Annotated in this window: 13 protein-coding genes; 2 read left to right on the forward strand and 11 right to left on the reverse strand. The window is 67.5% G+C overall.

The annotated features are described in order from the left end of the window. Positions 1–14: 14 nt before the first annotated feature. Positions 15–782: a TVP38/TMEM64 family protein gene (locus K6L26_RS17695; RefSeq protein WP_221850982.1), complete on the forward strand. Its 768-nt coding sequence runs from the start codon at positions 15–17 to the stop codon at positions 780–782. 8 nt (positions 783–790) lie between these two features. On the opposite strand, the gene K6L26_RS17700 is transcribed toward K6L26_RS17695, so the two are convergent. Both K6L26_RS17700 and K6L26_RS17705 read right to left on the reverse strand, forming a co-directional pair. Further along, entirely contained in the window at positions 791–1984 is a 1194-nt protein-coding gene (locus tag K6L26_RS17700) for an SPFH domain-containing protein (RefSeq protein WP_019344973.1), read from the reverse strand. Between the two features lie 40 nt (positions 1985–2024). Further along, positions 2025–2459 (reverse strand): NfeD family protein, encoded by a 435-nt coding sequence (locus tag K6L26_RS17705; protein ID WP_036387605.1) that lies wholly within the window; start codon positions 2457–2459, stop codon positions 2025–2027. Between the two features lie 57 nt (positions 2460–2516). On the opposite strand from K6L26_RS17705, the gene K6L26_RS17710 reads away from it, so the two are divergent. Beyond that, complete coding sequence (locus tag K6L26_RS17710; RefSeq protein WP_064899755.1) at positions 2517–3374, forward strand: Rv1486c family protein; 858 nt, start codon at positions 2517–2519, stop codon at positions 3372–3374. 17 nt (positions 3375–3391) lie between these two features. Here the strand turns inward: K6L26_RS17710 and K6L26_RS17715 are convergent, their stop codons facing one another. From K6L26_RS17715 to K6L26_RS17755, 9 genes are all read right to left on the reverse strand, one after another. Next, complete coding sequence (locus tag K6L26_RS17715) at positions 3392–4426, reverse strand: ferrochelatase (protein ID WP_047037836.1); 1035 nt, start codon at positions 4424–4426, stop codon at positions 3392–3394. An 87-nt stretch (positions 4427–4513) separates the two neighbouring features. After that, positions 4514–5323, reverse strand: a complete 810-nt coding sequence (inhA, locus tag K6L26_RS17720) for an NADH-dependent enoyl-ACP reductase InhA (protein WP_019348489.1) — start codon at positions 5321–5323, stop codon at positions 4514–4516. Between the two features lie 61 nt (positions 5324–5384). Continuing rightward, entirely contained in the window at positions 5385–6161 is a 777-nt protein-coding gene (gene fabG1 / locus K6L26_RS17725) for a 3-oxoacyl-ACP reductase FabG1 (RefSeq protein WP_019348488.1), read from the reverse strand. A gap of 85 nt (positions 6162–6246) precedes the next feature. Then, on the reverse strand, positions 6247–7254 hold the full coding sequence (locus K6L26_RS17730; RefSeq protein WP_036387609.1) for a VWA domain-containing protein: 1008 nt from the start codon (positions 7252–7254) through the stop codon (positions 6247–6249). A 43-nt stretch (positions 7255–7297) separates the two neighbouring features. Further along, entirely contained in the window at positions 7298–8245 is a 948-nt protein-coding gene (locus tag K6L26_RS17735; RefSeq protein WP_036387610.1) for a DUF58 domain-containing protein, read from the reverse strand. After that, positions 8242–9405, reverse strand: coding sequence for a chaperone MoxR1 (moxR1, locus tag K6L26_RS17740; protein ID WP_036387611.1), 1164 nt, complete (start codon positions 9403–9405; stop codon positions 8242–8244). The genes K6L26_RS17735 and moxR1 overlap by 4 nt, the downstream gene beginning before the upstream one ends. Positions 9406–9541: 136 nt before the next feature. After that, complete coding sequence (gene ripB, locus K6L26_RS17745) at positions 9542–10237, reverse strand: NlpC/P60 family peptidoglycan endopeptidase RipB (RefSeq protein WP_019345123.1); 696 nt, start codon at positions 10235–10237, stop codon at positions 9542–9544. A gap of 10 nt (positions 10238–10247) precedes the next feature. Beyond that, positions 10248–11723: an NlpC/P60 family peptidoglycan endopeptidase RipA gene (gene ripA, locus K6L26_RS17750; RefSeq protein WP_081281610.1), complete on the reverse strand. Its 1476-nt coding sequence runs from the start codon at positions 11721–11723 to the stop codon at positions 10248–10250. Between the two features lie 224 nt (positions 11724–11947). Beyond that, the gene (locus K6L26_RS17755) at positions 11948–12532 is read right to left on the reverse strand and encodes an Rv1476 family membrane protein (protein WP_064899759.1); all 585 of its coding nucleotides are present in this window, start codon (positions 12530–12532) and stop codon (positions 11948–11950) included. Positions 12533–12695 lie beyond the last annotated feature (163 nt).

Below are 12695 nucleotides of genomic sequence, written 5' to 3' on the forward strand. Positions count from 1 at the left end.
TACTGTTGTAAAACGTGAAACCCGTCGTCAGAACCCTGCGCGTAGTACGCGCCGCAGTGCTCGCGACGGCTTCCCAGTTGCCACCCAGGCGGATCGTGGGCCTGCTGGCCGGCATTGTGATTCTTGTCGCAGTGGCAGTACTGGTTCCCTTACCGACCGCCATGCAGATGCGGGATTGGGCCACCTCGGTGGGGCCGTGGTTCCCGGTGGCATTCCTCGGCGCCCACATCCTGGTGACGGTCTTCCCGTTCCCCCGCACGGCCTTCACCCTGGCCGCCGGCCTGCTGTTCGGACCGGTGCTGGGTGTGGTGATCGCGGTCGCGGCCAGTGCGGTCAGCGCGGTGCTGGCTTTGTTCCTGATCCGGGCGGCGGGCTGGCAGCTCAATCGGCTGGTGCCACACCCCCGGATCGATTCGTTGGACACCCGGCTGCGCCGGCGCGGCTGGCCCGTGGTGCTGTCCATGCGGTTGATCCCGGCTGTGCCGTTCTCGGTACTGAACTATGCGGCCGGAGCGTCCGCCGTGCGCGTCGTGCCCTACACACTGGCGACTCTGGTGGGGTTGTTCCCGGGCACCGCCGCCGTGGTGGTTCTGGGTGACGCGTTGACCGGAAACATCAGCCCGGCCCTGATTCTGGTGTCGTTGAGCACTGCCGCACTCGGTATCGCCGGGCTGGTCTATGAGATGCGGCTCCACCGCCGCGACCACCACCGCGAGCGTGCGCGTCTGCAGGCCGACACGCCGCCGTCGGTCGACATCTCACCCACACTCACCGAACCGTGAGCACGGCACTACGGCGCCCGGTGGGCGCCGCCCTCGAGTTCGTTGGGCGCCGGATTCTGCTGCAATGACGACACCGGCGGCGTCGCATTCAGCGGTGGCGTGGTGGCCCGCGCCTCGGCCTCGGCCTTCGCCACGGCCTGAGCGATCGCCGGATCGGTCTCGGTGGAGAACCACTCGGCGACCTCGTCGCTGTCGTCCTCGGGCTTGGGCAGGTCCTCGTCGACCGGCGACGGGGTGTACCTGAACACGCCGTCCTCGCCCGGCGCACCGAGCAGCTTGGTGAATCCCTGCAGCGCCGAACCGAAATCGCTGGGGACCAGCCAGACCTTGTTGGCCTCCCCCTTGGCCATCTGAGGCAGCGTCTGCAGGTACTGATACGCCAGCATCTCGGGGGTGGGCCGGCCCGCCTTGATCGCGGCGAAGGTCTTCTCGATGGCCTTGGCCTGGCCCTGGGCCTGCAGGTACTGGGCCGCCCGCTCACCCTGGGCCCGCAGCATCCGGGACTGCCGGTCGGCCTCGGCGGCCAGGATCGCGGCCTGCTTGGCCCCCTCGGCCGCCAGGATCTGCGACTGCTTCTGGCCTTCGGCCTGCTTGATCGAGGACTCCCGGACACCCTCGGCGGTCAGGATCATGGCCCGCTTGTCGCGGTCCGCCTTCATCTGCTTTTCCATCGACTCCTGGATCGAGGGCGGCGGGTCGATGCTGCGCAACTCGACTCGCGCCACCCGCAGGCCCCACCGGCCGGTCGCCTCGTCGAGCACACCGCGCAGCTGCGCATTGATCGAGTCGCGTGAGGTCAGCGTCTGTTCCAGGGTCATGCCGCCTACCACGTTGCGCAGCGTGGTGGTGGTCAACTGTTCGACGCCGACGATGTAGTTGCTGATCTGGTACACCGCGGCCTGCGGGTTGGTGACCTGGAAATAGACGACGGTGTCGATGTTGAGCGTCAGGTTGTCCTCGGTGATCACCGGCTGCGGTGGGAACGAAACCACGCGCTCACGAAGGTCCACCCGGGCCCGGATCCGATCGATGAACGGCACCAGCAACGTCAGCTGACCACTCACGGTGCGGCTGTAGCGTCCGAGGCGCTCGATCACCGCGGCCTCGGCCTGCGGAATGAGCGCAACCGATTTGGCCACGACGATGATCGCGAACACAACGAGCACGAGCAACAAGACCAGCCCGGCTACCGCACCTTCCATGGTGAATCCTTCCTGGTACTACGTCGATTTGAAGTAGCGCTTACATCGTCTTGAAGACCACCGCGGTCGCGCCGTCGATCCTCACCACGGTCACCTGGTCACCGGGTTCGTACACATCGTGGTCGTTGAGAGGTCGCGCCGTCCAGACCTCCCCGTCGAGCTTGACCTGGCCCTCGTGCTGGGCGACCCGGTCCAGCACCAGGGCCGACTTCCCTTCGAGCGCCTTGACGGGCTCTGGAAGTCCCCGCCCGATCTCGAACCGGCGCCGCAGCGCCGGCCGGACCAGAACCAGCAAAAGCACCGACACCACGAGGAACACCACGCCGTCGGCCCACAGCGGCAGGTCGAACAGCCAACTCGATCCGCTCGCGGCCAGGGCACCACCGGCCAGCATGAGCAGGAACATGTCGCCGGTCAGGGCCTCCGCCCCGGCGAGCCCCAGCGCCAGGATGAGCCAGATCAGCGGTAGCGGCATGCGCCCACCCTAGCGAATCAGGCCTGATCGGCGACCGACAATTACACTGCCAGGATCATGTGGTGTCCAAGTGCAACTCTTTCGATGTGGGCCAACGCCTGGCTCGCCGGCGCAGCCGCGCCTGACGACGTCCTCGACGCGTTATCCCAGTGGGCACCAATGCATTCTGTGACCGCGTACGACTCGCAGGCCGCGGTCCGCACCGGGCTGCCCTGGCCGGAGTTGGAGGACTCCGGGTCGGTGTCGCTGCTACAGACCCTGCGGACCGCCGTCGGCAGATCCGGCACCAGGCCCTCGATCAGGGTGGCCTTACCGGTTCCCGGTGACGTCCGCGGTTTGCCCGCGGGTTCGCAGTTCCAGCGGGATGCCTTGACGGTCGGTGAGGCGGTGTTGGTCACCCATGACGAGCTGGACGGCGTCGGGCTGGTACCGGAATTCGAGTACTTCGAATTCGACGACGTGGAAACCGAATCCACCTTCGAGCCCGAGCCGCGGGCACTGTCGTGGACCGTGTACTCGCTGCCGCTGCTGCCGCCGCCGCAGCATCACGACCTCGGCGAGGCCGAGTACGAGTTGCGCTCGGCGGTACGGTCGGCCGCCGATACCCTGGTCGCCCTGCGTGCCGGTGTCGGTATCGGTGTCGACGATCCCCGCGGCATGGTGGAAGACATTCTCGAAGCCGGCCGGATGCACCCGATCCCCGACCATGCCCCGACCCGGGCAGTGCGGGTGCTGGAGAACGCCGCGCACGTGGAGGCGATCATCACGGTGAGCTCGGGGCTCATGCCGATCGGTCTGCAGAGCTCATCGGAGGTGCAGATCGCCGGTGACGCCATGCGGCCGTTGGCGCAGGTGGTGCGCTCGGCGCGGTTGGCCGCGCTTGAGGCCATCCTGCAATCCGCGTGGCGGGACTAGCTTTTCAGCCGCCGTCGCTAAGACGCAGTGCCGCAGCAGCGCGGTGAGCACGGCTCACCGTTGACGCTGCATCCGTAACCGGGGACGGGATCGGGGCCGACGGCCCGCGCTGGCTGAGCACCGGTGCGCAACTCCTCGATCAACCCGGCCGCCAATCGAGCGAAACGCGGGTCGGCGTTGGGAGTGCCGGCCCGCGCGAAGGCGATGCCGGCGTCGTCGGCCTGCTGCCGCAGCTCGTAGTCGAGATCCCACACCACCTCGATGTGGTCGGCGACGAATCCGATCGGACACACGATGACCGCCCGGGTTCCCTTCTGCCCCAATGCCGCCAGGTGATCGGCCACGTCGGGTTCCAGCCAAGGGATCCGGGGCGGCCCCGACCGCGACTGCCACACCTGGTCGTAGTCGTCATATCCCGCTGCGGCGGCGACCAGGCGCGTCGCGTAGGCGACCTGGCGACTGTAGATCCGCGGGCCGTGGCGCTCGTCGGCCGCGATGGGCACCGAGTGCGCGGTGAACACCAGCCTGGCCTCATCACGCAGCTCGGCCGGAAGTGTGGCTGCCGCTGCCGAGATGGCATCGGCGAACATCTCCACCAACAGCGGATGGTCGAAGTACTGCCGCAGTTTGACCAGCTCCGGAGCGCCCTCGCCGGCGGCGGCTCGCGCGCGGGCGATGTCCTCGACGTACTGGGCGCAGCTGGAATACCCGCCCCAGGCCGATGTGGTGAACACCGCAGCGCGCCGAATTCCGTTGTCGCGCATCTGCGCAACCGTGTCTTCGACGTACGGCGCCCAGTTCCGGTTACCGAAATAGACCGGCATGCCGGGCAGTTCCGCCCGCAGCTGCTCGATCAGCGCCCGGTTGATGCCGTTGATCGGCGACACTCCGCCGAAATGCAGGTAATGCTCGGCGACGTCGGCCAATCGCTCGGCCGGGATACCGCGACCACGCGTCACGTTCTCCAGGAAGGGCATCACCTCATCCGGCGCCTCCGGTCCTCCGAAGGACAGCAGTAGAACGGCGTCGAAGTCTGTTTCATCGCCGGCCATCATCTCGCCTCCTCATACGGCGAAACCGCATTCCGGCAGGGTTCGCGCGGGTCCACGCGGGCCGGAATGCGGTTTCGGCACAGTTCATCAGAGCAGCTGCGTACTGGCGCCGCCGTCGGCGTAGATGATGGTGCCCGTCGTGGCGGGCAGCCAGTCGGACAGCAGCGCACACACCGTCTTGGCGACCGGCGTCGGATCCTTCATGTTCCAGCCGATCGGCGCGCGCTGATCCCAGCCCTCTTCGAGGAGCTGCATCTGCTGGCCGGCCTCGTCACCCAGGGCGCCACCGACGATCGCGCTCATGGCCAGGGTCCGGATCGGTCCCGCCGCAACCAGGTTGGACCGCACGCCGAACTTGCCGGCCTCGCGCGCCACGAAACGGTTGACCGACTCCAGGGCGCTCTTGGCCACGGTCATCCAGTTGTAGGCCGGCATCGCCCGGGTCGGGTCGAAGTCCATGCCGACGATCCCGCCGCCTTCGTTCATCACCGGAAGCAGTGCTTTGGCCAGCGAGGCGTACGAGTACGCCGAGATGTGGATGCCCTTGGCGACGTCCTCGTAGGGGGCGTCGAAGAACGGGTTGACGCCCATGCCGCTCTGCGGCATGAAGCCGATCGAGTGAACCACGCCGTCGAGCTTGTTGCCCGCGCCGATGGCTTCGGTGACCCGGTCGGCCAGGCTGGCCAGGTGCTCCTCATTCTGGACGTCGAGTTCCAGCAGCGGGGCCGGCTTGGGCAACCGGTCGGCGATGCGCTGGATCAGCTTCATCCGGTCGAAGCCGGTGAGCACCAGCTCAGCGCCGGCCTCCTGGGCCACCTTGGCGATATGGAACGCGATCGACGAGTCCGTGATGATCCCGGTGACCAGAATGCGCTTGCCTTCGAGCAAACCTGCCATTGTCCTGACTCCTACTTCGGTGAAGAGTTGTGCGAAAGTTCTTGCAATCCAGAGCTTTTGATCAGTGCCCCATACCCATGCCGCCGTCGACGGGGATCACCGCGCCGGCGATGTAGCTCGCGTCCTCGGATGCCAGGAAGCTGACCGCCCCGGCGACCTCCTCGGCCGTGCCGACACGCTTGGCCGGGATGAAGTCCAGGGCACCGGCCTGGATCCGCTCGTCGAGGGCGCGGGTCATCTCGGTGTCGATGTAGCCGGGTGCCACCACGTTGGCGGTGACGCCAGCCTTGGACAGCTCCCGGGAGATCGAGCGCGCCATGCCGATCAGGCCGGCCTTGGCGGCCGCGTAGTTGGCCTGGTTGCCGATGCCCCACATGCCCGAGACCGAGCCGATGAAGATGATTCGCCCGAAGCGCTTGCGCTGCATACTGCGTGACGCCCGCTGCGCCACCCGGAACGCTCCGGTGAGGTTGGCGTTGATGACGTTCTCGAAGCGCTCCTCGGTCATCCGCATCAGGAACGCGTCCTGGGAGATCCCGGCGTTGGACACCAGCACCTCGACCGGGCCCTGGTGCTCTTCGACCTCTTTGAACGCCCGGTCGACAGCTTCGTTGTCGGTCACGTCGCACACCACGCCGAACAGCCCCTCGGGCGCGCCCGATCCGCGGTGGGTGACGGCGACCTTGTGCCCGTCGGCAGCCAAACGCTGCGCGATTGCCAGGCCGATCCCCCGGTTTCCACCGGTGACCAGTACGGAACGGGGAACGAAAGCCGGTCGACCGCCAGGCTCTGCGGTGGTGGCTTCGGTGTCGGCGTTCGAGACAGCAGCGTCACTCATGCCCGTCAACTTATCTCCTCACCGGTGGCGGCCGAAAATCGCGTCTCCCGCGTCGAGCACGACCCGCGGGGACGGGACAGCCCACCTAGCCAGGCAATCTGCGGTTGATCATCAGGGCTGCCACGCCCGCCACGGCGAGCACCAACGCGCCCAGCCGCAGCCAGCCGAGGCTGGCGTCGCCCTTGATCGTCTCGTAGCCGATCTGCTGCTGCAGCGAGGTGAACACCTGCTTGAGCTGTTCGAGGCTGGATGCGGTGAACGCGTCACCGCCGGACAGCTTGGCGATCCGGCCGAGCATCTCGTCGTCCACCGGAACCGGTTGGCGCTGATCGTTGATCTCGACGTAGCCGTAGGGCGTGCCGAAGGACACCGTGGAGATCGGCACACCCTGGTCCTTGGCGGTGCGCGCCGCGGTGTACGCACCCTTGGGGTTGTCCGGATTGGACGGCACGGTCTCCTTGCCGTCGGACATCAGCACGATGCGCGCCGGCGGCTTCTCGTCGCCGCCGCCGATCACCGCGCCGACGGTGGCGATCGCCTGCAGCGCCGTGAAGATGCCCTCACCGGTAGCGGTCCGGTCCGCCAACTGCAGCTTGTCCAGGCCGTTCTTGGTGGCCTCACGATTGGTGGTCGGTTGCACCAGCACGGTCGCGGTGCCGGCGTAGGCGATGAGGCCGAGGTTGATCCCCGGGGTGAGCTGGTCGGCGAATTGCTTGGCGGCCTCCTGCGCGGCGGCCAAGCGGCTGGGCGCGACGTCGGTGGCACGCATGGACTGCGAGACGTCGATCACCAACATCACCACCGCGCGGTTGCGCGGAATCCGCACATCGTGGGTGGGGCCGGCCATCGCCACGGTCAGCAAGACGAGGGAGACCGCCAGCAAGGCGGCGGGCAGATGCCGCCAGCGGGTGGGTTGCTTGGGCGCCACACTTTCGAGCAGCTCCATGTTGGCGAACCGCAGGACCCGCTGCTTGCGAGCGCGCTGAACGAAGACGTAGTACGCGATCAGACCGAGCACGACGAACAGGAACAGGAACCACCACGCGTGCGCAAAGCCCGTCAGGCTCATCGGACCGAGAATCGGTAATGTCATGTGCTAGAAGTCATTTCGGTTTGGTTGCTGATCGGGCTTTCGTCTACCGCTGGCCGGCCAGGGCACCGCGCCGCCGGTTCGCCACGAACCGCACCACGTCGGCGATCCAGTCGCGGTCCGTGCGCAGGCTCAGCAGTGGCGCGTCGCAACGGCGCAAGGTGCGGGCCACTTCCTCGCGGTGGGCCGCGGCCGCCCGCTCGAAGTCACTGCGAAGTTGTTCGTCGATGGTGAACTCCCGGGTGACACCGGTTTCGGTGTCCTGCAGCACCACATCGCCGACCGGCGGCAACTCGACATCGCGCGGGTCGAGGATCTCGATGCCGAGCACCTCGTGGCGACCGGCGATGGCCCGCAGCGGGCGCATCCAGTTGATCGGTCCGAGGAAGTCGCTGATGATCACCGCCATGCCGCGTCGACGCTCGGGCCGGCGCAGGGCATCGATGGCTGCCGCCAGGTCGCCGCGCACCCCGGTCGGGGCCTTCGGCGTGGTGGCGATCGCCCGCAGCAGCTCCTGCTCGTGCACCCGCCCGCTCAATGCCGGAACCCGGCGCATCGTCTCACCGTTGGCGATGATCGCCCCGATCCGGTTGCCGCCGCCGCTGTTGAGGAAAGCGATCGCAGCCGCGGCGGCCACCGCGAGGTCACGCTTCTCACAGGTGGTGGTACCGAAGTCCAGGCTGGCCGACATGTCGACGACCAACCAGGTCTCCAGCTCGCGGTCGGCGATCATCTGGCGCACGTGCGGCGTCTGCGTTCGTGCGGTCACCGACCAGTCCATGCGGCGTACGTCGTCGCCGGGCTGGTAGATGCGCGAGTCCCCCGGCTCTGATCCCGGTCCCGGGATCAGACCGAGGTGGTCGCCGTGCAGAACGCCGTCGAGCTTGCGCCGCACCGTCAGTTCCAGCTTGCGCAACGCCGCCGTCAGGGCCGGGTCCCGAATCTCCCCGCGCTTGAGAGACGGCAGGTCTACGGTGCGTCGGGAAGTGGTCACCGACCACCCGCCGCGCCGGCCGCGGCAGGCACGGCGGGCGCGACTGAATGCCCTTGCTGCGGAAGCGCATTCACCTGAGGCAGGGCCACGGTCTGCAAGATCCGGTTGACCACGGTCTCCGCCGAGACCTCGTCGGCCAGCGCGTCGTAGGTCAGCACCAGACGGTGGCGCAGCACATCCGGGATCACCTCGACGACGTCCTGCGGGATGACGTAGTCACGGCCGCGGACCAACGCCAGCGCGCGGGCCGCCGAGATGATGCCGAGCGAGGCACGCGGCGAGGCGCCATAGGCGATCCACGCCTTCGCGTCGGGCATACCGAACTTCTCGGGCTCTCGCGTCGCGGTGACGATCCGCACCACGTAATCGACCAGCGCGTGATGCACGAAGGTGTTGGCCGCCAGCTCCTGCAGGCGCAGCAGATCACCGGTGTTCAGGATCTGCTTGGGCTCCGGGGGTTTGACACCCATCCGGTAGATGATCTCGCGCTCTTCCTCCGGCGACGGGTAGTCGACGTTGAGCTTGAACAGGAAGCGGTCGCGCTGGGCTTCCGGCAGCGCGTAGACGCCTTCCTGTTCGATCGGGTTCTGGGTCGCCATGACCAAGAACGGGCTCGGCAGCGGGAAGGTCTTGCCGCCGATGGAGATCTTGCGCTCGGCCATCACCTCGAGCAGTGCGGACTGCACCTTGGCCGGTGCGCGGTTGATCTCGTCGGCGAGCAGGAAGTTCACCACCACCGGGCCCAGCTCGATGTCGAAGTCTTCCTTGCCCTGCCGGTAGATGCGGGTACCGATGATGTCGGTCGGCACCAGGTCGGGGGTGAACTGGATGCGGGCGAACGTGCCGCCGACCACCTTGGCGAACGTCTCGACGGCCAGCGTCTTGGCCACCCCGGGCACGCCTTCGAGCAGCACATGGCCCTTGGCGAGCAGGCCGACGAGCATCCGCTCGACCAGCTGGTCCTGGCCGACGATGATGCGCTTGACCTCGAAGACGGCGCGCTCGAGGGTGTGCACCTCGGCCTGCAGGCTGCCGTTGGGCGCCGCCTGCGGGGCAGCCGGCGCGGCGTGGGAGCCGGTAGACCCGGGCGGGAAGCCCGGCGCCGGGCTCGAACCGGGATAACCTCCGGCGCCCTGCGGCGGTCCACTCGGTGACGTCATCAACTTCCTCCCACGGTGTTCGACTACAAAACGCTGGTCTTGCTTCTTTGCTCTATCGGGCAAGCGGGTGCCCGCCGTCAACTATTCCAGGCACTTCGAGATCCGTCGACGCTGCCCGGAAGAGTTCAGGTTCCCCTCAGGATTCGATGATGCGGGCCGCGTAGGGCTGGATGCCCGCGGTGCGCACCGGGCTCACCGTGACCTTCTCCGCACTGCCCGACGCCTCGAGCATCTTGCCGCCGCCGAGGTACATCGCCACGTGCTGGCTGCCGCCGGGGCCCCAGAACAGGAGGTCGCCTCGCTTTGCCTGGGCCACCGGCACCTTGCGGCCGGTGTTGTACTGATCCCCCGAATACTTCGGAATCTGCACACCGACGCCGGCAAAGGCGTAGCGAGTCAGCCCCGAACAGTCGAAGCCCACCTTGCCGGCGTCATAGTCCACACCGGGGCCGGGACCGGTCAGCGTGCCGCCGCCCCAGGAGTACGGCACGCCCATCTGGGAGCCGCCGCGCCGGATCGCGTACTCGATGGCCTGGGGCCCGCGGACCCGACCGCCGGGGAAAGTCGAAGCCGCCTGCTTCGGGGCCAGGCCGATGGACTGCAGGAACTGCTGGCCGAGGTTCTGCGTGGTTTGCAGCGCGATCTGGCTGACCTGAAACGACGCGTTGGCGATGGCCACCGGGTCGCCGGGCGCCCCGGAGCTGACGATCTTCGGCAGGGTGGGATCCCATTGCCCGTCGTCGGGCGCGGCGTTGGCCGGCGTCACCAGGCTGATCGCCGCGAACGCAGTTGCGGCGATCAGGATCAGGCACCGTAAGACGAAGGAGCGCAATGTTTTCCCATCAGTATTCGATGTAGCGGACGACGTACGGGGTCATCCCGCTTGTGCGGACCGGCGAGATCTTGACGTGTGAACCCGTGTAGGGCGCCTCGAGCATCTGGCCGTTGCCGAGATAGAGCGTCACGTGCTGGCTGCCGCCGGGGCCGTAGAAGATCACGTCGCCGCGGCGCATCTGCGAGGACGGGATCTTCCGGCCGGCGTTGTACTGCGAGCCCGAGTAATGCGGCAATTTGATGCCGACCCCGGCAAAGGCGTAGAGGATGAGGCCCGAACAGTCGAAGCCGACGGTGTTGGCGCCCGAATCGATGCCGCGGCTCGGCCCGGCAGCGTTGCCGCCGCCCCAGGAGTACGGAACACCCATCTGGGAACCCGCCCGCTGGATGACGTATTCGGATGCCTGCCGGCCGTAGACCCGTGGGATGGCCCCGTTGGTGTAGCCGGTCGGGGTGGGCAGGATGCCCAGCTTCTGCAGGAACTGCCGTCCCATGTTCTGGGTGACCTGGGCCGAGGTCGACGAGATCCCGAGCACGGTGTTGATGATCGCGATCGGGTCGCCGCTGACGAACGCGCTCGGAATCGCCGGCAGCGTCGGATCCCATTCGCCGTCCCACTTCTGGCCCGCTTGAGCCGGTGCGCCCGGGGCCCGATCCCAGTCCCCCGCCGCGGCCTGCGGCGCCTGTCCCGGTGCCGGCGCCGCGGGCGCGCTTGATGCCGACGCCTTGCTCACCTGAGCGAGTTGGGCTGCCGCCGTTGACCGTTGCGCGGTCAACCGGTCCAGTTCACCCTGTTGGGCGCTGAATGTCTGCTGCGCCTGGCGCAGCGCGGCGACCGCGCTGTCCTGGCTGGCCTGAGCCTTGGTCGCGGCCTGATCGGCGTTCTGTTTGGCCAGCCGGGCCGCCGACTCCCGGTTGACCTGCTCGGTGCGGGCACGCTGCAGATCGGCGATCACCTTGTCGGTGCTGGCAGCCAGGGTCTGCCCGGTCGCCGCGGCGCTGACGATGTCGGCGGGGTCGGACGCGGTCAGATAGGAGTCCGACGGCCCGTTGACGTAGGTGGCGGCCGCGAAGGTGTCGAATCGTTTCTGCGCTTCGTCGATGGCCCGGTTGGCCTCAGCGATGCCCTGCTGGCTGGCGTCGACCTCCTGCTGCGCGGTCGCGGCCGCATCGCGGGCGTCCTGCACCTCGACGATGGCCTTGTTGACGGCTTCCTGCTGGGTTTGGATGGCGGCGCCGAGCTCCTGCAATTTCTGGTCGGCGTCGGCCACCGCAGCGACGAGGGTGGCGATCTGATCGGGGGCACCGGGCTCGGCCCCGGCCGGGATACCACCGGACAATGTCGTGCCCAACAGCAGCGCCGCGGTCAGCGGCAGCGCCCAGAACCGGCCGTGCAGACGCCACGTCGTCTCCCGGCCTGCTCCTCGCGTGCGCGGAACCCGATCTGCTCCTCGCCTGCGCGGGACGCCAACGGTGCGTCTCATTCGACTCAAGTCTCCTATGGCTCAACGTCGGCGTGCCGGCGTTTGCTCGGGGCCTATGCACAGAAGTCACATGAAGCACAACTGCAACAATGGGTACCGATTGCACCGTACGTCACATCTGAAGCCAAAGAAACTTTAGTCACAAATTACAGGAATGTAATTGCGAATAGTGTGACCAATTAGTGATATTGGGCGATATTACGAACGAATGTTCGAGCAGGTTCTCAGGGCTCGACAACCGGGGCGCTCGAGGCCCCTGACCCGGCAATTCGTTTGCTACGCACCTGGAGAACACGGGTTAGCACGGCCGCCGCGGCGACGCCGACTGTCAGGACGATCGCAAGCGCGGTCCAGGGAAAGTCGGGGGTCGAAATCTCCCCCACGAAATTCTTCGCCGACAAAACCGGATTACCGGTCTTGGCCACGTCTTGTCCGGCCTCCAAAGTCACCCGGTCGATTGTCGGACTGTACGTCCCGGCGAACGACGGGCTCAGCGCGAGCACGGTCGCGCCCGGATTGGCCGCGCCGACCTCGGTGGCGATATCACGCAGGGGCGTATCGATGGCCGGGTTGGCCGGCAGCACCACGACCTTGAGGTCGACGCCGCTCTGGCGGGCATCGCTGACGACCTGCCGAAGCCCCTCGACATCGGCCTGCGGCGCACTCACCCCGTCGTCGCGGACGTCTGCCTGCACGGCCGCCATGCACTTGGCCACGCCGTCTGGTTGCGCCGGATCCATACCGACGGTGGCGCATACCTCGACCGGGATGTAGGCCGGCAGGAACGGGATGACATGAGGTCCGGTCACAGGGGCACGGTACGCCGAGCCGCATCGCCGACGTGAAGCGACACAGGAATCGTCACCGCATCGACCGCCCTGCGTAGCCCCGGCGTGACGCACGCCGCCGGTGACCGGATGGGACGGATCGGCCCGAGTGGGTAGCAACGCGCACCCGACAAGGGAAGACTGG

Source organism: Mycobacterium farcinogenes, assembly GCF_019739075.1.
Taxonomy (GTDB): Bacteria; Actinomycetota; Actinomycetes; order Mycobacteriales; family Mycobacteriaceae; genus Mycobacterium; species Mycobacterium senegalense.